The organism is Streptomyces sp. NPDC057136 (assembly GCF_042670885.1).
Taxonomy (GTDB): domain Bacteria; phylum Actinomycetota; class Actinomycetes; order Streptomycetales; family Streptomycetaceae; genus Streptomyces.
Map to the genome: position 1 here is coordinate 1 of NZ_JBHUUV010000068.1, position 25,610 is coordinate 25,610.

The 25,610-nt window shown below is 69.8% G+C and carries 21 protein-coding genes and 4 pseudogenes; 12 read left to right on the forward strand and 13 right to left on the reverse strand.

Annotated elements, in window-relative coordinates:
• Positions 1-50 precede the first annotated feature (50 nt).
• A complete protein-coding gene (locus tag ACFT7S_RS37515) occupies positions 51-1,346 on the reverse strand; it encodes an alpha/beta fold hydrolase (RefSeq protein ID WP_382740689.1) in 1,296 nt (431 codons plus the stop codon).
• A 279-nt stretch (positions 1,347-1,625) separates the two neighbouring features.
• On the opposite strand from ACFT7S_RS37515, the pseudogene ACFT7S_RS37520 reads away from it, so the two are divergent.
• Positions 1,626-1,877: pseudogene (locus ACFT7S_RS37520) on the forward strand (ABC transporter ATP-binding protein); the annotation flags it as partial.
• 66 nt (positions 1,878-1,943) lie between these two features.
• A complete protein-coding gene (locus ACFT7S_RS37525; RefSeq protein WP_382740692.1) occupies positions 1,944-2,789 on the forward strand; it encodes an alpha/beta fold hydrolase in 846 nt (281 codons plus the stop codon).
• Here ACFT7S_RS37525 and ACFT7S_RS37530 read toward each other — a convergent pair.
• A complete protein-coding gene (locus ACFT7S_RS37530; protein ID WP_382740695.1) occupies positions 2,766-3,077 on the reverse strand; it encodes a DUF2087 domain-containing protein in 312 nt (103 codons plus the stop codon). The genes ACFT7S_RS37525 and ACFT7S_RS37530 overlap by 24 nt on opposite strands.
• Before the next feature lie 355 nt (positions 3,078-3,432).
• Between ACFT7S_RS37530 and ACFT7S_RS37535 the strand changes: the two genes are divergently transcribed.
• The 3 genes from ACFT7S_RS37535 to ACFT7S_RS37545 all read left to right on the forward strand — a co-directional run bounded on the left by ACFT7S_RS37535 (position 3,433) and on the right by ACFT7S_RS37545 (position 6,638).
• Positions 3,433-4,362, forward strand: coding sequence for a nitroreductase/quinone reductase family protein (locus ACFT7S_RS37535; protein ID WP_382740698.1), 930 nt, complete (start codon positions 3,433-3,435; stop codon positions 4,360-4,362).
• A 57-nt stretch (positions 4,363-4,419) separates the two neighbouring features.
• The gene (locus ACFT7S_RS37540) at positions 4,420-5,394 is read left to right on the forward strand and encodes an acetylxylan esterase (protein WP_382740701.1); all 975 of its coding nucleotides are present in this window, start codon (positions 4,420-4,422) and stop codon (positions 5,392-5,394) included.
• 116 nt (positions 5,395-5,510) lie between these two features.
• A complete protein-coding gene (locus ACFT7S_RS37545) occupies positions 5,511-6,638 on the forward strand; it encodes a Gfo/Idh/MocA family protein (protein ID WP_382740703.1) in 1,128 nt (375 codons plus the stop codon).
• A 54-nt stretch (positions 6,639-6,692) separates the two neighbouring features.
• Here the strand turns inward: ACFT7S_RS37545 and ACFT7S_RS37550 are convergent, their stop codons facing one another.
• From ACFT7S_RS37550 to ACFT7S_RS37565, 4 genes and pseudogenes are all read right to left on the reverse strand, one after another.
• The gene (locus ACFT7S_RS37550) at positions 6,693-7,658 is read right to left on the reverse strand and encodes a hypothetical protein (protein ID WP_382740705.1); all 966 of its coding nucleotides are present in this window, start codon (positions 7,656-7,658) and stop codon (positions 6,693-6,695) included.
• Between the two features lie 110 nt (positions 7,659-7,768).
• Positions 7,769-8,026: pseudogene (locus ACFT7S_RS37555) on the reverse strand (glycine betaine ABC transporter substrate-binding protein); the annotation flags it as partial.
• A gap of 272 nt (positions 8,027-8,298) precedes the next feature.
• A complete protein-coding gene (locus ACFT7S_RS37560) occupies positions 8,299-8,865 on the reverse strand; it encodes a dihydrofolate reductase family protein (RefSeq protein ID WP_382740708.1) in 567 nt (188 codons plus the stop codon).
• Entirely contained in the window at positions 8,862-9,500 is a 639-nt protein-coding gene (locus ACFT7S_RS37565; protein ID WP_382740711.1) for a hypothetical protein, read from the reverse strand. The genes ACFT7S_RS37560 and ACFT7S_RS37565 overlap by 4 nt, the downstream gene beginning before the upstream one ends.
• Positions 9,501-9,779: 279 nt before the next feature.
• Between ACFT7S_RS37565 and ACFT7S_RS37570 the strand changes: the two genes are divergently transcribed.
• Both ACFT7S_RS37570 and ACFT7S_RS37575 read left to right on the forward strand, forming a co-directional pair.
• A complete protein-coding gene (locus ACFT7S_RS37570; protein ID WP_382740714.1) occupies positions 9,780-11,294 on the forward strand; it encodes an APC family permease in 1,515 nt (504 codons plus the stop codon).
• Between the two features lie 9 nt (positions 11,295-11,303).
• Positions 11,304-12,944, forward strand: coding sequence for a flavin monoamine oxidase family protein (locus tag ACFT7S_RS37575; protein WP_382740717.1), 1,641 nt, complete (start codon positions 11,304-11,306; stop codon positions 12,942-12,944).
• Between the two features lie 94 nt (positions 12,945-13,038).
• Here the strand turns inward: ACFT7S_RS37575 and ACFT7S_RS37580 are convergent, their stop codons facing one another.
• Both ACFT7S_RS37580 and ACFT7S_RS37585 read right to left on the reverse strand, forming a co-directional pair.
• The gene (locus tag ACFT7S_RS37580; RefSeq protein ID WP_382740720.1) at positions 13,039-13,224 is read right to left on the reverse strand and encodes a DUF6381 family protein; all 186 of its coding nucleotides are present in this window, start codon (positions 13,222-13,224) and stop codon (positions 13,039-13,041) included.
• A 117-nt stretch (positions 13,225-13,341) separates the two neighbouring features.
• On the reverse strand, positions 13,342-13,611 hold the full coding sequence (locus ACFT7S_RS37585; RefSeq protein WP_382740723.1) for a hypothetical protein: 270 nt from the start codon (positions 13,609-13,611) through the stop codon (positions 13,342-13,344).
• A 256-nt stretch (positions 13,612-13,867) separates the two neighbouring features.
• Between ACFT7S_RS37585 and ACFT7S_RS37590 the strand changes: the two genes are divergently transcribed.
• Positions 13,868-14,224 carry a VOC family protein gene (locus ACFT7S_RS37590; protein ID WP_382740726.1) on the forward strand — a complete coding sequence of 119 codons (357 nt, stop codon included), beginning with the start codon at positions 13,868-13,870 and terminating at the stop codon, positions 14,222-14,224.
• Positions 14,225-14,339: 115 nt separating this feature from the next.
• Positions 14,340-16,745 carry an ATP-binding cassette domain-containing protein gene (locus tag ACFT7S_RS37595; protein WP_382740729.1) on the forward strand — a complete coding sequence of 802 codons (2,406 nt, stop codon included), beginning with the start codon at positions 14,340-14,342 and terminating at the stop codon, positions 16,743-16,745.
• Positions 16,746-16,844: 99 nt separating this feature from the next.
• Here ACFT7S_RS37595 and ACFT7S_RS37600 read toward each other — a convergent pair whose 3' ends face one another.
• Complete coding sequence (locus ACFT7S_RS37600) at positions 16,845-17,486, reverse strand: NADPH-dependent F420 reductase (RefSeq protein WP_382740748.1); 642 nt, start codon at positions 17,484-17,486, stop codon at positions 16,845-16,847.
• 72 nt (positions 17,487-17,558) lie between these two features.
• Between ACFT7S_RS37600 and ACFT7S_RS37605 the strand changes: the two are divergent.
• A pseudogene (locus ACFT7S_RS37605) lies at positions 17,559-17,925 on the forward strand (winged helix-turn-helix transcriptional regulator).
• Here the strand turns inward: ACFT7S_RS37605 and ACFT7S_RS37610 are convergent.
• From ACFT7S_RS37610 to ACFT7S_RS37620, 3 genes are read right to left on the reverse strand one after another with little or no spacing between them, the layout of a single operon-like run.
• The gene (locus ACFT7S_RS37610; RefSeq protein ID WP_382740732.1) at positions 17,926-19,641 is read right to left on the reverse strand and encodes an ABC transporter ATP-binding protein; all 1,716 of its coding nucleotides are present in this window, start codon (positions 19,639-19,641) and stop codon (positions 17,926-17,928) included.
• On the reverse strand, positions 19,638-21,434 hold the full coding sequence (locus tag ACFT7S_RS37615; protein WP_382740736.1) for an ABC transporter ATP-binding protein: 1,797 nt from the start codon (positions 21,432-21,434) through the stop codon (positions 19,638-19,640). The genes ACFT7S_RS37610 and ACFT7S_RS37615 overlap by 4 nt, the downstream gene beginning before the upstream one ends.
• Positions 21,431-22,327, reverse strand: a complete 897-nt coding sequence (locus ACFT7S_RS37620) for an alpha/beta hydrolase (RefSeq protein ID WP_382740739.1) — start codon at positions 22,325-22,327, stop codon at positions 21,431-21,433. The genes ACFT7S_RS37615 and ACFT7S_RS37620 overlap by 4 nt, the downstream gene beginning before the upstream one ends.
• A 117-nt stretch (positions 22,328-22,444) precedes the next feature.
• On the opposite strand from ACFT7S_RS37620, the gene ACFT7S_RS37625 reads away from it, so the two are divergent.
• Together ACFT7S_RS37625 and ACFT7S_RS37630 are read left to right on the forward strand one after the other, a co-directional pair.
• Complete coding sequence (locus ACFT7S_RS37625) at positions 22,445-23,479, forward strand: PucR family transcriptional regulator (protein WP_382740742.1); 1,035 nt, start codon at positions 22,445-22,447, stop codon at positions 23,477-23,479.
• A 246-nt stretch (positions 23,480-23,725) separates the two neighbouring features.
• Positions 23,726-23,827: pseudogene (locus tag ACFT7S_RS37630) on the forward strand (hypothetical protein); the annotation flags it as partial.
• 507 nt (positions 23,828-24,334) lie between these two features.
• Here the strand turns inward: ACFT7S_RS37630 and ACFT7S_RS37635 are convergent.
• On the reverse strand, positions 24,335-25,528 hold the full coding sequence (locus ACFT7S_RS37635; RefSeq protein ID WP_382740745.1) for a HupE/UreJ family protein: 1,194 nt from the start codon (positions 25,526-25,528) through the stop codon (positions 24,335-24,337).
• Positions 25,529-25,610 lie beyond the last annotated feature (82 nt).

Consider the following 25,610-nt stretch of genomic DNA (forward strand, 5'->3'; position numbering starts at 1 on the left):
CGCCGCGCGTGACGCGCGGCCGGCTCCCTCTGTTTCCGAAGCTGTACGGCTCAGATCTCGTCCCTGACCAGCGCGAGCAGCCGGTCCAGTACGCGCGGCCCGCCGGCCCGAAGCCCGTCGTGCTCGAACTCGTTCGTCACCCACGTACGCAGTCCGCGGATCGCCGCGGCGGTGCGCAGCGCGTGCTCGGTGTCGACGTACATGTCGTCGTGGTAGACGGCCGCGGCGACCGGCACCTCATTGGCCGCCAGCCGCTCGGCGTCGTAGAGCGGGGCCCAGTCGGTGCGGCCAGCGAGCAGCTCGGCGGTCTCGCGCAGCGGCCTCAGCGCCGGGTCCACCTCGAAGTGCCAGGGGTGGATCGACTCCCCGGTGAAGAGCACGGGGCCGTCGCCCTTCAGCGCTTCTGCCGCGTCGAACCGGGGGAACTCGGCGCGGACCCGTTCGGCCGCCCAGCCGGTCGGGCGCTCCCCCTGGCCGTAGATCGCCTCGTGCAGCAGGGCGTACAGCGGGTGGCCGGCAAAGGAGTTGGCCGTGCGCATGGCCTCTTGGAAGGTGTCCGAGAGTTCGGTGCCGTACGGCGTGCTGACGAAAGCGTTCTCCAGTAGGTAGTGCAACTGGTGGCTGCCGTTGCCGCCGCCCAGCATGATGCCGAGGGACTGGAAGCCCTCCACCGTCAGGCGGTGGCCCGCGCTCTCCGGACGGTGTTCGGCGAGGTACGCGGCGATCTCGCGGGCGCGTTCGACGTCCTGCGGGTAGCGGGCGTAGTGGGCGGCGACCTTCCGCTCGATCCGCGGGTACGCGGCGCGGTAGACGTCGTCGGCGTGGGCATCGAGCGAGGGCAGTCCGCCGGTGATCAGGACCGCCTTCAGCCCTTCAGGGGCGACCGACAGATAGCGGACCGCGCAGAACCCACCGAAGGACTGGCCGAGCACGGTCCAGGGAGCTCCGCCGGTCAGCCGCTGACGGATCAGTTCGCAGTCGTGGACGATTGCGTCGGACCGGAAGTGCGCGAGATAGTCGGCCTGCTCGCGCGGCCCGCCGCGCAGTGGGAGGGTCTGGCGGTTCGCCGGGGTCGAAAGACCCGTACCGCGCTGGTCGAGCAGCAGCACCCGGAACTCGTGTACGGCCCGGCCCAACCAGGCTTCCGTTCCGACAAAGCGACGGGCACCAAAGCCGGGGCCGCCCTCCAGATACACCAGCCACGGCAGCTCGTCGTTCACCTTGCCGCTCGCCACGGCCTCCCGGCCGAAGATCTCGATCTGCTCCCCGCCCGGGTCCGTGTGGTCGAGAGGGACGGTGAAGCGACGGTCGGTGAAGACGACGCCGGGGTGCCGGTAACTGCTCAAAGGGTGCTCCTGAAATCCGATGTTCCGAGGACAGTCCAGCACACGGCCGTGACTCGGACAGTCCCGGCCCGTGTGCTCCGCGCCCGGGAGGCTCCTGGCGTGCAGTCATGATCCGGTTCGAGCAGGTCGGCAAGGTCTACCCGGACGGTACGACCGCGGTCGACAACCTGTCCTTCGAGGAGGGCGAGGGGGAAGCTCCGCCGCAGGGTCGGCTATGCGATCCAGCAGGTCGGCCTCGTCCCGCACCGGACCGTCCTGGAGAACACCGCGCTCCGGATCGCCGGGGAGTGCGGCACGGCCGGCGAGCTCGCCCGGCGCATGGATGCCTGGGTGCCGGTCGGCGCTCCCCTGAAGCAGGCGTTCAGCGAAATGCTCCAGCACGATGCGGGATGGGGCGCCGTCCTGGACGGGGCGCACTTCCTCGGCGTACTCACCCCGCCAAGCTCCACGAGGCACTGCGGCGCTCGGTGGACGCGGACGCGCAGGGTCGGGCGGGACGAGGTGCGCTTCGATTCGGTGGCCGACGCGTAGGGGGCGCGGTATCGCCTCCGCCGAATCCCCTTGCCATGATCGTCGCGCTGCGCCGAGGATGGCGCCATGCCGACTTTCGCCGCTCCCGACGGAACCGAGCTCGCCTATCACCTCGTGGGTGAGGGCGAGCCGCTGCTCTGCCTGCCCGGCGGCCCGATGCGTGCCTCCACCTACCTCGGCGACCTCGGTGGCCTGGCAAGGCACCGTCGGCTGGTCGTGCTCGATCTGCGGGGCACCGGCAACTCCGCCGTCCCCGTCGACACTGCCACGTACCGCTGCGACCGCCAGGTCGGCGACGTAGAAGCTCTCCGGGAGCACCTGGGTCTGGACCTCGTCGACGTTCTCGCGCACTCGGCGGGCGGCGATCTCGCCCTGCTCCACGCGGTGCGGCACCCCCGCCGCATCCGTACCCTCACGCTGATCACCCCCCGCGCCCGGGCCCTCGGGGTCGACTTCACCGAGGAGCACCGCCGGGATGCAGCGGCCCTGCGCAGCGCCGAGCCGTGGTTCGAGGCCGCCCACGCCGCGTACGAGCGGATCTGGGCCGGCGGCGTGGCCGACGCCGACTGGGACGCCATCGCGCCCTTCTTCTACGGGTGTTGGGACCGGGCCGCGCAGGCACACGCGGCAGCCGACGTCGAGCAGAGCAACGAGGAGGCCGCCGAGCTGTACGCCTCCCCCGGCGCCTTCGACCCTGCCGGGGCCCTTGCCGTCGTGGCGGCACTGGAGGCACGAGTCCTCGTGCTCGCTGGCGCACTGGACAGCGGCCCGCTGCCCCGCGTCGCCGCCGACGTCGCGGGACTGTTCCCACGGGCCGAACTGGCCGTGCAAGCGGGCGCCGGCCATTTCCCGTGGCTCGACGACCCGCAGCGCTTCACCGAGACCGTCTCAACATTCCTGACCCAGCAGTGAGTTGACGCTCAGCCAGTTCGCTCGCGAGTAGCTGCTGCCGTCCTTCGGCCGGACCAGCAGCCCCGCCACGACCAGATAGCGCCGCAACGCGGAACAGTCCTCGTGCACCGTGCGCAGCGCCTCGTTGACCTCGTGCTCGGTGTAGACACGGTCGCGCTCGAACAGGGTCTGCGCGAGGTGATTCAGCAACTGCTCGCGGCGGGCGGCCTTGCGGGGGATGGCGGTCAGGCGACCGTGCGAGAAGAGGTCTCCCACCTGGCGCGTACTGCTGGAATCTTTGATGGACATGGCCCGAAGCGTCGCAGCCGCCCAACCGTCGGGCAACGTGTTTTCGCACGTTGACAGCCGCCGGTCACCTCGTTCTAATGGTGTCCGTGCAGCGTGGCGCCGGCCGAGAGATGTGGGCAGGCCGACAGCCGGGCCGGCACCTTCATTCAGGGACGATGCCATGAGTTCACTCTCAGCCCCCTGCTTCTGATCCGCACAACAGGCGCTCTGCGCCGTTGCGCGTCGCCGTACCTTCGCGCGACCCTCCGCGACGCCGACGCCGACGCCTTCGATACGTCACGCCTCCGGCAGCCCCGGGGCCACCCAGTGATGCCCCGGGGCTTCCGCACACACCTTTACGGAGATCCGGCACCCCATGCCCCTGTCCTTCAACCAGTCCGTCATCGAGGAGTTCCGCTCCCACGCAGGCAAGGTCGGTGGCCCCTTCGCGGGCGGCGACCTCCTTCTGCTCACCACCACCGGCGCCAGGACCGGCCGGCCGCACACCACGCCCCTCGGCTATGTCGTCGACGGCGACCGGCTGCTGGTCGTCGGCTCGAACCTCGGCGCCCGTTCGCACCCCGCCTGGTACCACAACCTGCTCGCTCATCCCGTGGTGGGCGTCGAGGTCGGAACCGAGGAGTTCCAGGCGATCGCCGTCCCCGCCGAAGGAGCCCGGCGCGACCGCCTGTTCGAGCAGGTGGTCCGGGTGGCGCCCGGTTACGGCGACTACCAGGCGGGCACGGACCGCGTCCTGCCCGTCGTGGCACTGGAGCGTTCCGAGGCCCCGGCGGGCGAAGGGCCCTCCGAGGTCCTCACGCTCGCAGACAAGATCCTGGAGGTGCACACCTGGCTGCGCCACCAACTGCGCCAGGTGCGCGCCGAGACCGACGCCCACTTCGCCGCGCTGGCGGCCCATCGGAGCTCCGGGAAACCGGGCGAACCGCCCGCGCCCGGCCTCGGTCTGCAGATCCGGCAGCACTGTCTGGCCTTCTGTCAGGCCCTGGAGTTCCACCACACCAGCGAGGACGGCCACGTCTTCCCCGTCATGGCCGGCTACCACCCGCACCTGGCCGACGCGTTCGACAGACTGCGCGAGGAGCACCGGACCGTCGCTGCCATCCAGGGCGAACTGGCCGCGCTGCTGGCCGACATCGGCGCCGCCGACCCCTCGCGGTTCCGCAGCGAACTGGCCCGGATGTCGGAGGCGCTGACCGCCCACTTCGCCTATGAGGAGGAACAGTTGCTCCCCGTTCTGGCCGATGTGCCGTGGCCTCCGGCCAAGAGGCCGGACAGCATTCCCTGACGGGAATCGCCGACCGTAGGGTGTGATCACTCAGCACTGCGACCAAGGTGGTTTCCCATGTCCCTGTTCGATCTGCCCCTCGACGAACTGCGCACGTACCGCAGCCTGTCGGTGGAGCCGGAGGATTTCGACGCGTTCTGGTCGAAGACGCTGGACGAGGCCCGGTCCCATGACCTGGACGCCCGGTTCGAGCTGCGTACCGACACCGGACTGACCACGGTCGAGGTGTACGACGTGACCTTCGCGGGCTTCGGCGGGCACCCGGTCAAGGGCTGGCTCGTGCTTCCCGCGGGGACCACGCGTCCGCTGCCCGTCATCGTGGAGTTCATCGGCTACGGCGGCGGGCGCGGGCTGCCGCACTCGCATCTGCTGTGGGCGTCGGCCGGTTTCGCCCACTTCGTGATGGACACCCGGGCACAGGGCAGCACCTGGGAGCCGGGTGACACCGCCGACCCGGTGGGCAGCGCCCCGTCCTTCCCCGGTTACATGACCCGGGGCATCGAGGACCCGGACACGTACTACTACCGGCGGGTGTTCACCGATGCCGTACGGGCGGTGGAGGCGGCCCGCTCGCATCCCCTGACCGACGCCACGCGCACCGCGGCCATCGGTGAGAGCCAGGGCGGCGGAATCACACTCGCCGTCGGCGGGCTGATACCGGACCTGGTGGCCATCGCGCCGGATGTGCCGTTCCTGTGCGACTTCCCGCGGGCCCTGACCGTCACCGACCGCTCGCCCTACCGCGAGGTGGGCAACTACCTCAAGACCCACCGGGGCCTGACCGAGCAGGTGCGGGCGACTCTGGCCTATTTCGACGGGGTCCACTTCGCGGCGCGCGGGCGGGTTCCGGCGCTGTTCTCGACGGCGCTGGAGGACCAGACCTGCCCGCCGTCGACGGTCTTCGCCGCCTTCAACGCCTATGCCCACGCGGACAAGGAGATCGAGGTGTACCACTTCAACGACCACGAGGGCGGTGGCCCGTTCCAGCAGGCCGCGCAGCTCGGCTGGCTGCCGGGGAAGCTGCTGGCCTGATCGTCGGGCCCCCTGGACATCTCTTGACCCGGCTCCCCCATCGAGCCTAGGTTCCGGGGAGAAAGCGCTTGCTACGAGGCAGGCGCACGCTCTCTCCCACCCAGGGGTTGCTTGTCATGCCCGCATACACGCCGGACGCGAAGCCGATCCGTGTCGCGATCGTCGGCACGGGCGCGATCGCGCGCGGCAGCCATCTGCCCGCGCTCGTCGCGCTCGCTGCCGAGCAGCCGCTGGAGATCGTCGCGGCGGTCGATGTCGACGCCGGGTCGGCGGAGGCGTTCTGTGCGGACGCGGGCGCCGGCCGGCCGTACACCGATCTCGGCCTCATGCTGGCGGAGCAGCAGCCCGACCTGGTCACTCTCTGCACACCGCCCCGGTTCCACCGCGACCAGACCATTGCCGCGCTGCGGGCCGGGGCCTGGGTGTGGTGCGAGAAGCCGCCGTGCCCTTCGCTGGAGGATTTCGACGCGATCGAGGCGGCGGAGGGGCCGGAGTCCGGCGGACCGTTTGCCGCGATCGTGTTCCAGCACCGCTTCGGATCGGGCTCCGGTCATGTCCGGGAGCTGCTGGCCCACCAGTCGATGGGGCGGCCGCTGGTGGCCCACTGCCAGACCACCTGGTACCGCGACGAGGCGTACTACGCCGTTCCCTGGCGTGGAAAGTGGAGCACTGAGGGCGGCGGTCCCGCGATGGGGCACGGCATCCATCAGATGGACCTGCTGCTCGATCTGCTGGGCCCGTGGTCGGAGATCCGCGCCATGGCCGGGCGGCTGGTGCACGACATCGAGACCGAGGACGTCTCGACCGCCCTCGTCCGCTTCGAGAACGGCACGATGGCCACGATCGTGAACAGCGTCCTCAGTCCGGACGAGGTCAGCCGGATACGCATCGACTGCGAACGCGCGACGGTCGAGCTCACCCACCTGTACGGGCACCGCAACGCGGACTGGCGGATCACCCCGGCGCCCGGTGTGACACCGGAACAGTTCGACGTCTGGAGCGACTTCGGGGCCGATGTGCCCAGCTCGCACGAGGCGCAACTGCGCGGGCTGCTCGACGACATGCGCGCCGGACGCAGGCCGCGCAGCAGTGGTCCCGACGGCCGTACGAGCCTGGAACTGGTCGCGGCGCTCTACAAGGCGGCCTTCACCGGGGAGACCGTCCGGGCGGGCGAGATCGCTGCGGGCGACCCGTACTACAGCGCGCTGCACGGTGACGCGGCGGGCTGGGCGCCGGCGCCCTGAGCCTGCACCCCAGGGCATGGCCGACCCTGATCCGCCGGACAGGCCCTGAAGCTCTCAGCCCCGCAGTGCCGCGCGCAGGGACAGTCCGTGGTGGCGGCGCAGCCGGTAGACCTCCCAGGCGGACAGCGCCGTCACGGTCACCGGCGCGCCCATCATGAAGGCGATCCGGGCGAGCGGCGTGACGCTCTCGTAGGCGCCCGTGGCCATGTCCATGATCGCCATCTCCCACACCAGGAAGGTGGCGAGGACCGGCGGCACCATCTCGTGGATGTCGGCCGTGCGGAAGACATGCACGAGCGAGAGCCCGATGCCGTAGATCGCGAAGCCGAGCGACCACAGGGCCAGCAGCGCGATGACCACCTTGCCGGGGATGCCCACGAAGTCCCGGAACCCCTCCAGCTCCGGTGCCACCGCCAGCGGGAACGTGAACATGGAGACGAACACGGCCGCCACCGCGCCGAGCGGCTTCAGGGCGCGGCGCAGATACACGCGCCGCAGTCCGCCACGGGCCGCGGCACAGAAGGCGCCGACAACGACGGGGAACGTACAGATCAGCACCAGCACGCTGATCCAGCTCTGATTGAAGCGTTCGGAGAGGACATCGGCCGCCTTCCCCGTGTCGCTGATCGCGCTGTACGTGACCGTCAGCCACACCCAGGCGACGACGCCCGCCACCGTGCGCCACAGTTGGAGCTTGCGGACGGTGGGGTCCTCGACGACACCGGGACGCGACGGACGAAAGACCCGCTGTGCCGCGTGGAACGGATTGAAGACGTACCGCAGGATCCGCTGCCGCCGGGTCGGCGGCGGCATCGGCGGCGGCATCGGCGGCGGCATCGGCGGCCCCGGGGGATACGGCCCCCAGCCGGCCTGCGGCGGCACGGTCGGGCCGGTCGGAGGGCCCGGCTGCCATCCGCCTTGGTAACCCTGCTGCGGCCATCCCTGCCCGGCCCCTTGGTTGCCACCCTGGCCGCCACCCCAGTGGCCGCCCCAGGGTGCGCCTCCACCAGCTGTGCTCATGTCGCCAACCCCCGTAGCCCGCCCGGGCGATCCGCCGAGCTCGCGCGATCCTACCCACGTGCGCCGGACCCGCAAGCATCCGCTGCACGTCCTGGGCATGCGCTCGCCGGTCAGTCACGCGGAATGAGTTTCCTGGACTCCAGGTAGTTCCGCGCGACGTCCTCGGGCAGCCTGCGCCAGCTGTCCACCTGCTCGTTCATCCGCGCCAGGTCGGCAGTCGTCAGGACGGTGTTCAGCATCCCGAGGGCGTTACGAACACCGGTGCTGCCCGCCCGGGACCGGTTGACGACAGGGACGAGGTAGTCGGCGTTCTGAAGGTGCTTGTCGTCCGCCAGGAGTACGAGGCCGAAGTCGTCGAGCAGCGCGTCCAGCCCGGCGGCCAGTCCGTCCGGTCCGCCGCGGTCCGCGAGGGAGATCGCGGTCGCCCGCAGCCGGGGCAACTCCTGTGCGGGCATCCGGTGCAGGCCGAGGCGGAAGGCCGGGTCGGGCTCGTCGTCCATGGCCCGCAACTCCACGAGGAGATAGCCGAGCACCCAGGCGGTGAACGCCCGGTGCAGCGCCACCACCGTGCCCTCGGCCAGGCCCGCGGGCGTCGTCGTCCATCAGCCTCGCCATGTCCTCATGTATATACAATGTGCGCTTACGCCGCATCCTTCCTGTACCGGAGGAGAACCACTCCGTTCCCGAAGGTCCGGCTCCCGTCAGGCACGAGTGCCGTCCTGCTCTCCGACTCCGGGAAGAGGCGCTTGCCCCGGCCGAGGAGGACGGGGTGGACGTACAGGTGGTACTCGTCGATCAGGCCGTGGCGCATGAAGGTCGCGGCCAGGTCCGCCCCGCCGAGCGCCATGTCGCCGCCCGGCTGCGCCTTCAGCGCCAGGATCTCCTCGACCACGACCTCGCGCTTGATGGTGGTGTTCCAGTCCGTGTTCTCCAGGGTTCTGGAGAACACGATCTTGGGCATCTCCCGCCAGATTCCCGCGAACTCCACCTCGGGTCCGGTCAGGGACGGGTCGGCGTCGGCGGTCGGCCAGTAGCCGGCCATGAGCTCGTGGGTGACGCGCCCGTCCAGGAACGCGCTCATGGTCCTGATCTTGTCGTTGAAGTGCTGGTGCAGTTCCTCGTCGACCAGGTGCCAGTCGATCTCGCGGTCGGGCCCCTCGAAGAACCCGTCCACGGACACCGACATGATCAGCACGATCTTTCTCATGACATCTCTCCTCCGAAGGCCTGAGCGTCATGGTGGCGGGATCCGCTCCGGCGCCGGGCGCACCACGCCGACGGAACCGGGCGCGTCCTCGGAGGCTCCCGGGGCGGGTGTACGGGGTTTCCGGTCCGGCCCCCCTCTAGGCTCGTCCCATGAACGCCGGGGGGGCCGCGCGCCGTGTGATCGACAACCGTTTCGAACTGGTGGACAGGCTCGGCAGCGGCGGGGGCACGGTGTGGCGGGCCCATGACCTGGAAGGTGAGCCAGTCCGATACGGGGAGCCGGGCGACCGGCATGAAGAGGTGGAAGTCGGTGACGGTGCCGTACCCGACGAGTCCGCCGGACACCGCGTCGTACCAGCCGTCGATGCAGGCGACGGCGGACAGCGCGATCATTGTGCCGAGCGCGGCCCGGTGCAGGAAGCGGGCGGCCAGGAAGCCGAGGAAGACCGCGGAGGCGACCCCGACGGACGGTGCGGCTGACGCGAACTGGTCGCTGCCGCAGCCGCCGTTCCCGTAGCAGGACCACTGCACGGCGGACGCCTCGTAACCGGCGATGTGCCACACCATCCAGACCTGCCAGGCCATCAGCGCACAGGCGATGACGCGCAGCCCCTGCCCATACGCTCTCCGCCGCACCGTCCGCACGTCCGCACGTCCGCCTTCGTCCTCGCCCGGCCCGATCGCTCGTGCCGCACTCCTCCTCTCCCCCTCTCCGCCATACGGTTTGAGGCACATCCGCATGTTCCATGGACATCACCCTGCGGTTACAGACCACACCGGCGGGCCCCCCGCCCCGACAACTCGTCGCCCCAGCACGGCATTTGAGTGACCGCGTGCCTGTTGTGGCACAGGTCACCCCGGTCGAGACTGTCGCCCCCGGACCAACGGGACGCGAAGGATGAGAGAGGGTGCGCCATGTCAGACAAACCCACACATGAGGTCCAACGGCTCAAGGCGAATTCGGTCGGGCTGGTCGGTGTCGTCTTCATGGCGGTGGCCACCGCCGCCCCGATCACGGCGATGACCGGGAATCTGCCCATCGCCGTCGGCTTCGGCAACGGCACGGGCGCTCCGGCCGGGTATCTCTTCGCGACCGTGGTGCTGACCGTCTTCTCGGTCGGGTACGTCGCCATGGCGAAGCGCATCACGGCTGCGGGCGCCTTCTACGGGTACATCTCGCACGGCCTCGGCCGGATCGCGGGGCTGGCCTCGGGCATGCTGGCGGTCCTCGCGTACATCGTGTTCGAGGCGTCGATCGTCGGGATCTTCGCGTACTTCGGCCAGACGACCGTCGCCGACCAGCTCGGCATCGACATCCCCTGGATCGTCTACGCCGTCGGAATGCTCGCCCTCACCGGTGTGCTGGCGTATTTCGACATCAACATCACGGCGAAGGCCCTCGGTGTCATGCTCGTCGGCGAGATCGCGGTGCTCTTCGCCGTCGCCACCGCCGTCATGCTCGCCGGCGGCGGCCCGGACGGCATCCCGGTCGAGCCGCTGAACCCGGTCAACGCCTTCACCGGCACCTCCGCCGGGCTCGGCCTCTTCTTCGCCTTCTGGTCCTGGGTCGGCTTCGAGTCGACCGCGATGTACGGCGAGGAGTCCCGCGACCCGAAGCGCGTCATCCCCCGGGCGACCCTCATCTCCGTCATCGGCGTCGGTCTCTTCTACATCTACGTCTCCTGGATGACGATCGCGGGCAACGGGCTCGAAGAATCCGTGAAGGTGTCTTCGTCCGCCTCACCGCTCGACCTCTTCTTCAACCCCACCGAGTCCTTCATCGGCCCCTGGGCCGTCGACGCCTTCCAATGGCTGCTGCTGACCGGCTCGTTCGCCTGCGGCATGGCCTTCCACCAGTGCGCCTCGCGCTACCTCTACGCCATCGGCCGCGAGGGCTTCCTGCACCCCGCGCTCGGCCGGACCCACCGCTCCCACGGCTCCCCGTACATTGCCTCCTACGTCCAGACCGGCATCGCCACCGCGCTCGTCTGCGCGTTCTGGATGGCGGGCGAGGACCCGTACATCCACCTGTACACGCTGCTCGCGATCCTCGGCACGATGGCGATCCTGATCGTCCAGACCCTCTGCTCCTTCGCGGTGATCGGCTACTTCCGCAAGAACCACCGGGAGGACCGCCACTGGTTCCGGACGTTCACGGCACCGCTGCTGGGCGGCATCGGCATGATCGCCGTCGTCGTCCTGCTCATCCTGAACATGGAGACCGCGGCCGGACTCGCCGCCGACTCCTTCTTCTTCAAGCTGATCCCGTGGATCGTCGGAGTGGTCTTCCTCGGCGGACTCGGACTCGGCTTCTACCTCAAGGCCAAACGGCCGGAGCGCTACGAGATCATCGGCCGCATCGTCCTCGACGACGCGGCCGAACGCACTGACGCCGATGCCGATTCCGATCAGGCCACTGCGACCGTCTGAGGAGCACCCGTGTCCCGTACGCAATCGATGCACGCACTACGCCGGCTCGCCGCGGAACATGCCGCCGCCCGCAGGCTGCGCATGCCCGTCGCCGATGTCCGCGGCTCCACCCGTCGCCAACTGCTCGGCCGGGCCGCGGCCCTCGGTCTCGGTACGGCGCTGGGCACCGGGCTCGCCGCCCGGCCCGCCGCTGCTGCTGCCGCCGCCGCTCCGGCGGTGACGGGTGGTCAGTCCCCGGTCATCGCCGTGGTCGGCGCGGGCATATCCGGGCTCACCGCCGCGCTGATGCTCAAGGACGCCGGTCTGAACTGCACCCTGTACGAGGCGAATCGGGACCGGGTCGGCGGTCGGATGTGGACGCAGCGCGACCACTGGGCGTACGGCCAGACCTCGGAGATCGGCGGCGAGCTGATCGACACCAGCCACAAGAAGATCCTGGAGCTCTGCCGCAGGTTCGGCCTAGCCACCGAGGACTTCCTGGGCGGCGGCCCGAACGGCGCCGAGGAAATCCTCTGGTTCAGCGGGACCTACTACCCGCGGAGCCAGGCCGACGAGGACTTCAAGGCGGTCTACCAGGCACTGCACCGCGATCTCCTGGAAGCGGGCGAGGTGCAGTGGAACCGGACCACGCCCATCGGGACCGCGCTCGACACCATGTCGATCCACGAGTGGATCGACTCGCGCGTCCCCGGAGGCCATGCCTCCCCGCTCGGCCGCTTCATGGACGTCGCGTACAACGTCGAGTACGGCGCGGACACCACGGAACAGTCCGCGCTCGCCCTCGTCCTGCTCATGGGCTACCAGACCAATCCCGGCCAGTTCAATATCTGGGGCCTGTCCAACGAGCGCTACCACATCAGGGGCGGCAACGATCAGCTCCCGAACGCCATCGCGCAGTCCCTGCCCGCCGGCACCCTGCGCATGGGCAAGCAGCTGACGGCCCTGAGCGCCAACAGCAACGGCACCCAGACCCTCACGTTCACGGACGCCGGCACGGTCACCACCGTCGTCGCCGACCACACGATCCTGTGTGTCCCGCTGCCAGTGCTCCAGGGACTCGACCGGTCGGCGGCGGGCTTCGACCCGCGTATGACGAATCTGCTGCGTGATGCCCGGATGGGCAACTGCACCAAACTCAACATGCAGTTCACCTCCCGGCCGTGGCGCGGCACGGGACCTTGGCCCGGGGTCGGGGCGGGTGACTGTTTCACGGACAGCGACGTCCAGCAGACCTGGGACACCACCAAGATCCAGCCGGGCAGCGGTGGCATCCTCATCCAGTACGGCAGCGGCCGGCTGGCCAGGGAGCTGGCGCCCGCCACACCCTTCGCCACCGAATCGGACCCGTACGTCCGTGACCTCGCCGCGCGTCGCCTCACCGGCATCGACTCGTTCTTCCCCGGTACGAAGGCGGCCTGGACCGGCAAGGCACAGCTGTCGGCCTGGCACCGCAACCCGTACGCCCTGGGCGCGTACTCGTACTGGCCCGTCGGCTATCTGCACCGTTACGCGGGCTACGAGGGAACACCGCAAGGCAACATCCACATCGGCGGCGAGCACTGCAGCTACGACTTCCAGGGATTCATGGAGGGCGGCGCGACCGAAGGGGAACGTGCGGCCAGGCAGGTGATCGGGAAGCTCACCGCGTAGCAAGAGCCCCCGGTTCGCGGAAGGGGTCGGACGACCGACCGCGAACCGGGCCGATCATGGCCGAGAGGCCCTGGTCGCTCGCTGCCGAGCGTTGCTACTCGCTCGGGTAGACGTCGCCCGCGGCCATCGAGCTCAGCTGTTCACTCTGGTCACGGAGCCGGGCGGCCTTCTCCTTGAGCCGCCGGCTCTCCTTGTCGTCCGACGCGTGCTCGGCAGCCTTGGACAGCTGGTCGGCCTTCTCGCGCATCTGATGGAGTCGGTTACCGATCTCGTCGGCCATGATCATCACCCATCCTCGGCACTCAGAAGAATCTCGTTCACCGTGCCCCGATTTTCTCTCACCGAGAGCCCCCCAGCCATCCGGCAAGCGGCTGGGAAGGCTCCGCGGACCGGCGGGTCAGCGGGTGTCTCCGCACCAGTCCCACTTCAGTGGGTCGGCCTGTCTGTTCCTGTACTCGGCCCGCCCGCCGGGACCGTACGCGCCGATCTCCGTGATCAGCGCCGCAACCTCGCACAGCGCCTTGTCGGTCCACCCGGTCACGTCCAGGAGCAGGCCGTCGAGAGGACCGCCGACCAGCTCCCGGTAGTCGTGGCCCGGCTTCGGGCCGGGGTCCGGGTCGTCGTGGTCGGCGCCGTAGACCCGGCGCTGCCGCATGAGCTCGTCCATGCCGACAGCATTCCACCGGGCACTGACAACGGCCCGTCTGGCGGAGCACGCCTCGCCGAGCGGGTGACCCAAGCGGTCAGAAATCGAGAAGCGCGGCCCCCGGGCCACAGCTAGCGTGACGGACACGGACAGCACGATTCACCCGTTGGGTGGTCCGGACATCGCCATCCGGGGGTGTCGGGCTGTCGGCCCACTCGGGTTCGCGTTCGTTGTCGGCCGGACGCCCACGACCGGACCCACGACCACAGGAGCGACCATGACCACCTCTTCCACCCAGGGAATCAAGACCGTGCTGCACCCCGTCTCCGACCTGGCGGCGGCCAAGGCCGTGTACACCGCCCTGCTCGGCGTACCGCCGCAGACCGACGAGTCCTACTACGTCGGCTTCGAGGCCGCCGGCCAGCACATCGGGCTGGTGCCGGCCGGTGGGCCGCAGGGCATGACCTCGCCGGTGACCTACTGGCACGTACCGGACATCGAGGCAAAGCTGGCCGAGGTGACCGCCGCGGGCGCCACCGTGACGGAGAAGGCGCACGACGTCGGTGGCGGCCGACTGGTGGCCACCGTCACCGACCCCGACGGCAACGTACTCGGGCTGCTTCAGGACCGCTGAAACCCCTGCGTGCCTGTGCACGCGGGATATAGGGTCCGGAAGCTGCCGAGCCGAGCCGGGCGATGCCCACGGGACCGCGAAGCGGCCCCGCGCAACCGATGGAGACACGATAAGCATGGCCACGAAGAAGGACACGCAGTCGCCCGCGCTGCACGATGCCGACCGCCACGATCTGATCCGCGTGCACGGCGCGCGCGTGAACAACCTCAAGGACGTCAGCATCGAGATCCCGAAGCGCAGGCTTACGGTGTTCACCGGTGTCTCCGGATCGGGCAAGAGCTCGCTGGTGTTCAACACGATCGCCGCGGAGTCGCAGCGGCTGATCAACGAGACCTACAGCGCCTTCGTGCAGGGCTTCATGCCGACACTGGCGCGGCCCGAGGTCGACGTCCTCGACGGGCTGACGACCGCGATCACCGTCGACCAGCAGCGGATGGGTGCCGACCCCCGTTCCACGGTCGGCACCGCCACCGACGCCAACGCGATGCTACGCATCCTCTTCAGCCGGCTCGGCAAGCCGCACATCGGTCCGCCCAGCGCGTACTCCTTCAACACCGCCTCGGTCCGGGCGAGCGGCGGTATCACCGTGGAACGCGGTGCCGCCAAGACCAAGACCGTGAAGGCGACCTTCAACCGCACCGGCGGCATGTGTACGCGCTGCGAGGGCCGGGGCTCGGTCTCCGACATCGACCTCACCCAGCTCTACGACGACTCCAAGTCGCTCGCCGAGGGCGCGTTCACCATCCCCGGCTGGAAGTCGGACAGTCAATGGACCGTGCAGGTCTATGCCCAGTCCGGCTTCGTCGACCCGGACAAGCCGATCCGCAAGTACACCAAGAAGGAACTGCAGGCCTTCCTCTACGGGGAGCCGGTCAAGGTCAAGGTCAACGGCGTCAACCTCACCTACGAGGGGCTGATCCCCAAGATCCAGAAGTCGTTCCTGTCCAAGGACAAGGAAGCGATGCAGCCGCACATCCGGGCGTTCGTGGAGCGTGCGGTCACCTTCACCACCTGCCCCGAATGCGACGGCACCCGGCTCAGCGAGGGCGCCCGGTCCTCGAAGATCAAGCGGATCAGCATCGCCGACGCCTGCACGATGGAGATCCGCAACCTGGCCGAATGGGTGCGCGACCTCAAGGAGCCGTCGGTGGCGCCGCTGCTCGCCGCGCTGCAGCAGACTCTCGACTCGTTCGTGGAGATCGGCCTCGGCTATCTCGCGCTCGACCGGCCTGCGGGCACGCTTTCGGGCGGCGAGGCGCAGCGCGTCAAGATGATCCGCCACCTCGGCTCCTCGCTCACCGACATCACCTATGTCTTCGACGAGCCCACCATCGGTCTGCACCCGCATGACATCCAGCGGATGAACGACCTGCTGCTGCGACTGCGGGACAAGGGCAACACGGTGCTCGTCGTGGAGCACAAGCCGGAGACGATCGTGATCGCCGACCACGTTGTCGACCTCGGCCCCGGCGCCGGTACAGCGGGCGGCGCCGTCTGCTTCGAGGGCACCGTCGAGGGGCTGCGGGCCAGCGGCACCGTCACCGGCCGCCATTTCGACGACCGGGCCGCCGTCAAGGAGTCGGTGCGCAAGCCCATCGGCGCGCTGGAGATCCGCGGCGCGTCGACACACAACCTGCAGGACGTCGACGTCGACATCCCGCTCGGAGTGCTGACCGTCGTCACCGGCGTCGCCGGTTCCGGCAAGAGCTCGCTCGTGCACGGGTCGCTGCCACACCGGTCGGGGGCCGCCGGCGAGAACGTGGTGTCGGTCGACCAGCGCCCGATCAAGGGCTCGCGGCGCAGCAACCCGGCCACGTACACCGGACTGCTCGACCCGATCCGCAAGGCGTTCGCCAAGGTCAACGGCGTTAAGCCGGCGCTGTTCAGCGCCAACTCCGAGGGCGCCTGCCCCACGTGCAACGGCGCGGGCGTCATCTACACCGACCTGGGGATGATGGCCGGCGTCGCGACGACCTGCGAGGACTGCGAAGGGAAGCGGTTCGACGCATCGGTACTCGAATACCACTTGGGCGGCCGCGACATCAGCGAGGTTCTCGCGATGTCGGTGGCCGAGGCCGAGGAGTTCTTCGGCGCCGGCGAGGCGCACACGCCGGCCGCGCACCGCATCCTCGACCGGCTCGCCGACGTCGGGCTCGGCTACCTCAGCCTCGGCCAGCCCCTGACCACGCTCTCCGGCGGTGAGCGGCAGCGGCTCAAGCTGGCGACCCACATGGCCGAGAAGGGCGGCGTCTACGTCCTCGACGAGCCCACCGCCGGTCTTCACCTCGCCGACGTCGAGCAGTTGCTCGGCCTGCTCGACCGGCTCGTCGACTCAGGGAAGTCGGTCATCGTCGTCGAGCACCACCAGGCGGTCATGGCGCACGCCGACTGGATCATCGACCTCGGCCCCGGCGCCGGCCACGACGGCGGTCAGATCGTCTTCGAGGGCACGCCCGCCGACCTGGTCGCCGACCGCTCGACGCTCACCGGTGAGCACCTCGCGAAGTACGTCGGGGCCTGACGGAAGCCCCCGCCCTGGCGGACTTCTTCGCCGGGCCGGGCACTCCCTTGACAGGGGGGTCCCGGCCCGGCTGACAGGGGGATCCCCCCCCGGCCGCCTCTAGTGCATCCCGGCGTACGCGACGGGCGGGGCGATCGCCTGGGCGTCCGCCCCCTCCCCCACCCACAGACCGATCAGGAACGCGGCGGTCGCCTCCAGCAGGGCCGCCCGTTCGAGCCCTCCGCCGTTGAGGGGCAGGCAGCCCAGATCGCGCACCAGGGTGCGTACGGTATCGAGGGCCCGTGCGTCGTCACCGCAGAGCGGAACCGCGAGGGGGCGGCCGTCGAACACGGGCGGGTTCCTGCGCCACACACTCTCGTGGCAGAGGTTGAACGCCTTGACGACACGTGCGCCGGGCGCCGCGGCCGCGATGTGTTCGGCGGCCGATGTCCCGCCCTGGGTCGTGAGGACGAAGCCCGGGCCCACCGGGTTGGTGCAGTCGATCAGTGTCCGGCCCGCGAGGGCGTCGCCGAGGCCGGACACCACCCCGCTCGCAGCCGCGTACGGCACGGCCAGCAGCACCGCGTCCACACCGTGCTCGGCCGCGTCCCGCACACTGCCCGCCCGGCCGCCCAGACGCTCGGCCAGCGCAGCCGCCCGGCTCATGTCCCGCCCGCCGACCAGTACGTCGTGCCCGGCCCTCGCCCACTGCCCACCGAGAGCTTCCGCCATGCTGCCGGTCCCGACGATTCCGATGCTCATCATGTTGAACTCCCCACTCGTGCAAACCAATTCGCCACGACATTAGGCAGCGGCTCCGGCACCATTCGGTAAGTGACCACTGACCAGAGCTTTCTCGCCGACTGCCGCGCCCGACTCGCCTTCGACCTGCTCGCCAACACGTGGAACGCGGTGGTGATCTGGGCGTTGCGCGAGCGGTCGGCACGCCCTGGCGAGCTACGTGAGCGGATTGGCGGCATCAGCCCCAAGGTGCTCACCGAAACGCTGCGCCGGCTCCAGCTGAACGGACTGGTGGAGCGCCACGCCTACCCGGGCTCACCGCCGCATGTCGAGTACGCGCTCACCGAGCTGGGGCGGACTCTGCTGGGACCGATCGACGCATTCGGGGCGTGGGCCTTCGAGCACGGGGGACGAGGTCATGACAGCCCGAGCCCAGGAGCACGGGCTGCCGACCGACTGATCATTCAGTCGCTGCCGGTGTCAGGGACAGGTTCCAGAAATGGGCGTAGCGGCCACCGCGGCGCAGCAGCTCGTCGTGGCTGCTTTCCTCCACGATCCGGCCGCCGTCCAGAAAGACGACGCGGTCGGCGCGTTGGACGGTCCGCATCCGGTGCGCCACCATCACCACCGTCCGGCCCGCCATGAGGCGCTCGATGCCCTCGTGGGCGGCCGCCTCGTTCACCGGGTCCAGTGCGGAGGTCACCTCGTCCAGCAGCACGATGGGCGCGTTCTTCAGCAGCGCTCGTGCGATCGAGACACGCTGGCGCTCACCGCCCGACAGCAGTGCGCCGCCCTCGCCGACATTCGTCGCCCATCCGCCGGGAAGCCGCTCGATCACCTCATCCAGCCGCGCCGCGGCCGCTGCCGCCCGCACCTCCGCTTCGTCGGCGTCGGGACGGCCGAGGCGTACGTTCTCCTCGATCGAGCCGTCGAAGAGATAGACGTTCTGGAAGACGATGGCGAACTGCGCCATCAACACCTCCGTGTTGATCGCGCGCACGTCCACACCTCCCACACGCACCACGCCCGCGTCCACGTCGTAGAACCGCGCGAGCAGCTGCAGCAAGGTGCTCTTACCGGCACCCGACGGTCCGACGACGGCAAGCCGCTGCCCCTCCGGTACGGACAGCGACACGCTGTCCATCACCGTGCGGTCTCCGTGCCGGAAGGCGACGGAGTCGAACTCCAGATCATGGCCCACCGGCTGGACCGGTTCGTGAGCTTCCGGCAGCGGCTCGGTGCGCAAGACCGTGTCGAGTCTCATCAGTTCGGAACGCGCGCCGCGGAGTTGACCACCAATGTCTGCCAGCGACAGCAGCGGATCCGCGCAGCGGGCGGCCAGCACCAGGATCGTCAGAACCTCCGCCGTAGCGACATCCCCGCCGAGCGCGAGGTAGGCGCCGAGGACCAACAACACGGTGAACATCGCCTGCACCGTGAGCGTCAGGCCCAATATGCCGGGCAGCGCCGACAGCGTGGAACGGCGGGACGAGCGCTGGACGTCCTGCAGCGAGTCGTCGAGCAACCGGAAGCGTTCGACGGTCCGGCCGCCGGCGCGCAGCACCGGCTGGACCTGGAGATATTCGATGACCCGCCCGGTGGCCTCATGGTCACGTTCGGCGCGCTCCGCATCGTTGGCGGCCATCGAGCGTTCTGTCCAGATCTGGATCGCCGCCACGATCGGAGCGGCGACCAACGCGGCAAGCCCCATCTGCCAATTGAAGGCAAGCATCACGACAACGATCGTCAGGGGAGTCACACAGGCGGAGATCAACGGTGCCAGCAGATGCGCGATCACGCTCATCGCCTGCAGGACGCCGCGACTGGCCAGAACGGACACCTCCCCGACCCGGCCGGCGCTGTACCAGCCGATGGGCAACCGGGCCAGATGATCGCCGAGACGATGGTACGTGCCACGCAACAGCGTGGTCCCGGCGCGGAAGCCGGACAGATCGCTGATATAGCGCAGCGCCGCGTAGACCGCGACCGCGGCCCCGAATGCGATCAGCCAGGGCCAGGCATCTCCGGGCGTGCTCCCGAACAGGGCCCGTAGCACGGGGACCAGCAGTGCGTAGGACAGACCCTCGACCACCGCGGTCGTCGTCAGCAGGGTCACGGTGCGACGCACCGGCCGGGCATGCTCGTGCCCCAGCACGCGCAGCAGCATTCGGATCATCGGGGCTCGTCTCCTTGCGGTACGCCACCGCGGGCTTCGGCCTCGTCGGCGATCGCCGATCGGTTGGACTGCCAGAACGCGGCGAACTTTCCGTTCTGTGCCAGCAGTTCGGCGGGCCTGCCTCGCTCGACGATCGAACCGTTCTCCAGCATGACGACGGTGTCGGCGTCCGCGATCGTCTCCAGGCGATGGGCGATGACCAGAATCGTTCGATCGCCCTCCAGCGTCGCCAGGGCCTGGCCCACCGCCTGTTCGGTCTGCGGGTCGGCGAAGGCGGTCGCCTCGTCGAGCACCAGAACGGGCGTGGCGGCAAGCAGTGCGCGTGCGAGCGAGATCCGCTGCGCCTCGCCACCCGACAGTCCGGCATCCTCACCGATCACCGACTCGTATCCGCGGGGCAGTTCGAGAATTCGCTCATGAATATGCGCCAGCCGGGCGGCGCGCACCACGTCATCGCGGTCGGCATGCGGAACCGCCAGCGCGATATTGTCCGCGACCGACGCGCGCAGCAGGGAGACGTCCTGGAAGACGAAGGAGACCATCCGGTAGAGATCCTGGCCGTCGAGCTCGCGCAGATCGACGCCGCCAAGGACGACCGAACCGTGGGTCGGGTCGAAGAACCGCGGCAACAGCTGAACCAGCGTGGACTTTCCGCTGCCCGACGGCCCCACGATCGCGGTGACCGTCCCCGGCTCAAGTACCAGATCGATCCCGCGCAGCACCTCGTGATCCGCTTCGTAACCGAATCGAACGTCACGCAGTTCCACCCGGTGGCCCTGTGGTGCGACCGGGTGTGCGGGCTCCGGCAGCGACGGCACTGCGAGTACGTCCCGGATCCGGCCGACCGCGCGCCGGGCGGCCTGTATGTCGTCGAAGCCGTGCCCGAGGGCCGCCACCGGAGCGGTCAGGCCAAGGCCGAGCAGCAGGAAGGGCAGCAGGTCGGCCGGGGCCAGGTCACCGTTCGTGATCAGCGGCGCACCACCGAGCAGCACGGCCAGCAGCACGAACGGCGGCGACAGGACGAGCTGCATCCCCGCGGCGATACCGGAGATGCCGTGCACCCACCGGTGAAAGGTATCGACGAAATCATCTGCGGCCGTGAGGAATGTGCGGTGGGCGCGCCCGGATCCGCCGAACGCCTTGACAACCGAGATGCCCTGCACGAACTCGACGACGGAACTCGAGATCCGTCCCATGGCCGCGTCGAACTCCTCCTGCTCGCGCAGCCGGGCCGGGGTCATCATCAACGGGACCAGCGCCACTGCCAGCACCACCGGGATCAGCGTGATCAGTGTGAGCCGCCAGTCGATGGTGAACAGGAAGACCAGCGACACCAGCGGAACCACGAACGCGGAGACGAGCTCGCCGGGGGTGTGGGCGATGAACGGGTGCACGGCGCTCACGTCCTCCCCCACGACCTTGGCCAGCTCGCCGGTCCGGCGCCGGGAGAACCAGCCGATCGGCACCCGACCCAGCCGCGCGGCCAGCTGTCGGCGAAACGTCAGTTGCACCTGGCCGTCGAGAACATGTCCGACTCCGGACGACGCGGCCGTGAACAGCAGTCGGACGAACATCCCGACCGCACCAGCGATCACGACGAACCAGACATGATCGTGATCGACCGGGCCGGGCGACAACAGAGCGCGACCCAATTCGACGACCGCCAACAGCGGGGCCAGGCCCGCGACAGCGCCGATGACCTGGAGGACGACAACGGCGGCGAACCGCCCTCCGTAAGGGCGCAGCAGCCCTGCCAGGCTCTGTGCCGCGACGGCCTCATGCGGCGACCTCACGCGGCGAGGGCACGGCGCAGGACAGCGCCGAGTTCGGCGAGTTGCCGCTGGGAGACATCGGCGGACTGGATCGCCACGGACCCGTGGAAGGTGCCGGGCCACTGGTGCAGCTCGACCGACACACCCGCCTGGAGCAGGCGCAGCGCGTACTCGATGTCTTCGTCGCGGTTCGGGTCGAATTCCGCGGTGGCGATGTAGGCCGGCGGGAGGCCGGACAGGTCGTCGGCGCGCGCCGGTGCGGCGTACGGCGTGGCGGGCCGGGAGCCCAGGTAGTGCCCCAGCGCCGCGGCGCGTACGGCGCGATTGTTCCAGGGAGTATCGGTGAAGTTCCGTGCCGACCACGTCTGTTGCCGGTCGTCGAGGATGGCCTCGTTGAGCATTTGGAAGCGGATCGGCGGCCCCTGCTGGTCACGTGAGCGCAAGGCCACCGCGGCCGCGAGCCCCGCGCCGGCGCTGTGGCCTCCGACCGCGATCCTGTCCGGGTCGATGCCGAGCTCGGCCGCGTGCTCGGCCGTCCAGGACAGTACGGCGTAGGCGTCGTCCAGGGCGGCCGGGAACCGGTGCTCGGGCGCCAGGCGGTAGCCGACGGTGATCACGACCGCGCCGGACTGGTCTGCGATCGGAACGGCCCACTGGTGCTCCGTGTCCAGATCACCGACGACCCATCCGCCGCCGTGCAGCCAGATGATGGCGCCCTGTGCCTGGTGCGGGCGGTAGATCCGTACCGGCACGTCCGGATCGGCAGGCACCGTGCGGTCCTCGATCTCCAAGCCCGCGGTGTCCGGTGCCGGCCTCGCGGCGGCCAGCTCGGCGTACATCTTGCGGTAGGCGCCCGGATCGGCCGGGTCGGTACGGGGGAGCAAGGGGACGAATGCTTCGAGTTCGGGGTCCATGCCGACCATCCTCACCACCGGCCGCCCCGGGATCACCCGACAACTGTCGGGTATCCCACCCGGATCGCGCACCGATCGGCGCTACTCCTCCCCACCGTGGGGCCCTATCCTCCTGACATGGAGGCACTGGCCGTACGGCTGTCGGGGCTCGATTCGCACGTCGAGGGCGCGATCCGCGTCGTCACGTTCTACGACACGCTGATGCGCAGACGGGTGGATCTCCCCGCGCTCGCCCGGGCCTCGGCCGGCCTCGGCGAGTGCGTGGCCGGGTTTCAACTCCACGGCGCCGGGCGGGTCATCCGCGTCTCGCCCGACGGCAGGCAAGCGTCCACCCCGCCGTCACCCGCGTCCACCACGGCGCCGATCACCCTCGATGAGGAGGAGATCGGCACCGTGTGGCTGGAACGGCCCGGCCCGCCCGGTCCGCTCGACGAAGTGCTCCTGGACCGGTTCGCCATTGCCGCCGGTGCGGCCGTCGAGCGGTACGGTCCGGCCCGCACCACCATGGCCGACCCCGCCCTCGTCGAGCTGGTGGTCAGCTCCGACTGCGACGAGGTGGCCAGAGCGCGGGCGTTACGGCTCCTGGGATTCACCGCCGACCTGCCGGTCCACGTCGTCGCCGTACGGTCGCAGGTTCCGCTCGACCGGATCGGCTCCCTGCTCTGTCCCGCCCGCCCCGTGAAGGCGGCAGCCCTCGCCGACGTGGGCGTCATCCTGGCCACCACGGTCGACCCCGCCCGGATTCCGGCAGACGTACGCGCGGGCATCGGATCCGCCGAAAGCCCCGACCGGTCCTGGCAGCAAGCCCGCACCGCCCTCCGCTTCACCACCCCACGCCGGCCGGTCGTCCACTACGACGGCTTGGGGGCGCTGTCACTGCTCGCCCAGGTGTCCCCGGGCACCCTGCGGGACAACACCGACGTAGCCGCCATCGCCCGAATCGCCGGCAATCCCGAAGACCTGGAGACGCTGGACGCCTACTGCGCCACCGGCTCCCTGCGCCGGGCCGCCGACCTACTCCACCTGCACCACAGCAGTGTGGCCCGCCGACTGGAACAGCTCGCAAAGACCCTGGGCATCGAACTCACAGAACCCGCCGGACTGACAAGGGCCGCCCTCGCCCTCACCGCATGGCGGCTGCTCGACGACTGAGGAGGTAGCCGTCTGTGCGTTCGGTCGTCAACTACCCGTCGTCAATTACGGGTTGTCAGCTGCCGTCGATGAGCGGCTCCGCCAGGTCCGGCGAGAAGGAGCCGGCCGGCGGGGAGCCCGCCGGGCACTGCGGGGTGTTCCCGTCGGAGTCACCCGGGTTCTTGATCCACAGAAGGTATTCGGCGCCTCCCGTGCCGACGCGCGGGACGTCACACCGAGCTTGCGGCCGGGAGGGTTGCAGAACCCGCCATCCCCTACGGAATCTACGATCTGGCAGCGAACACCGGCTGGGTCAACGTCGGCACCGATCACGACGCCGCCGCGTTCGCCGTGGAATCGATCCGCCGCTCTGCCTTTGTAGGTGGGTGCGGCCTGGTCTTTCTCGGAGTGGCCGATGACCGGCGTGGCGTCGAGGTCCAGGACCAGGCCGGGAAGTTCGCTTCCGCCGGCCTTCACACTGCGGGTATCGCGGTGCGGGTATCGCGGTGCGGGTATCGCGGTGCGGGTATCGGCGGCCTGCAGCCAGGCCATCTCCCGGGCTGCGGCGCGGCCCGACCGCAGGCGGTCGAGTATGCGTTCGTCGACGGCGGCCAGCAGCCGTCGGCGTGGAGGCCACCGGGCCGAACACCTCGCACTGGTCCCGCAGAACGGCCAGATCCGCGATCGCCTCGCCGCTTCGGCGAGCATCACTGCGAGATCGGTGGCGATCCGGCCGCGGCGAGGTTAGTGATCTGCAAGCTCTTAGGGGCCGGTCGAGGGCCGCTGGGTGGACGCGTCGGGGGGCTCGAGGGTGTCAGGGCAGTCATCGCGGTCGTGCAGACCCCGGACGGCCACGGACGATCAGCTGACGTGACATCAGGCCGCGATCGTCACCCGGTCCCAGAACCAGTACACGCCGACGATCGCGATGGGTGCCGTCATCGCGGGCAGCGCCCAGCGGTGCGCCGGGGTGCGGCGGAGGAGGACCAGGAGCGGGAACACCACGGCGATGATGCCCAGTTGTACGGCCTCGATACCGACGTTGAAGCTCAGCAGCGACAGCAGCAGCTCCCACGACCAGCCCTCCTCGATGCCCAGCGCGCCCGCGAAGCCCAGGCCGTGGACGAGGCCGAAGACGAAGACGGTCGGCAGCCGCCAGCGTTCGTTGCCCCGGCGGTCCCGGAGCAGCACGTTGGCTATCGCCACGGCTGCGATGGAAGCGGCGATCACCGGCTCCACAACCGTTCCGGGAACGTTCACGACACCCATGGCGGCCAGCAGGAACGTGATGCTGTGCGCGGCCGTGAACGCGGTCGCCGTCAGGACGATGTCCCGCAGGCTGCGGGCGCCCATGAGCAGCAACAGCAGGAAGAGGATGTGGTCCAGGCCGAACAGCAGGTGCTCGGTGCCGAGCAGGAAGAACTCCCCGATCTGGTTTTGGTGTGATCGGCGCGGCCCCGTGGTCTCCAGGGTCGGCTCCCCGGCCGTCAGGACCCGGGAGCCCCGCTGCCCGTCGATGTCGTAGTGGACGATCGTCTCCGTGCTGTGGACGAAGGTCTCGCTGTCGGGGAACAGGGCGCTGGAGATCGTGTACGCGCTGCCGTCGCCGCCCTGGCAGTCGTAGTCGTAGGACAGCGTCAGGACGGCGAAGGGCCGGGTGCCGCGGGTGTGGATATCGGCGTCGCGGGTGCGGCGCGGCGTGCATGTCCTGCCGTCGCGGGTGACGGCGAAGCGCGCGGTGACGTACTCGGTCACCGCGTCGGCGTTGATCTTCAGCTGGCGCAGCTGTGCGGCGCGGCCCTTTGCCTCGTACGCCTCTGCGTAGAGCCAGGCCGACTTCATGAGCAGGTCGTATTCGAGGTCGAGCGTCGCCACGACCTCGTCTCCGCCGCCGCCCTCGAGCCCGACGTACGCGGCCGTCGTCGCGTCGTGCGCGGCTGCTGGGGCGGGGTGGGCGAAGGCTACGGAGAGCAGGGCGGATAGCACCGCGACGGTGGTGAGGAGCGTGGCCGTCAGCCGGGCTGAGGGCTCGGGGACGGGTACGGGTACGGGCAGGCGGGCGGGACGCATGGTTGTCTCTGTTCTCGACTTCGCGGGGGGCACGAGCGGGGAGCACAAGCGGGGGCCCGCCGCCCCGGACCTTTCTCGGTCC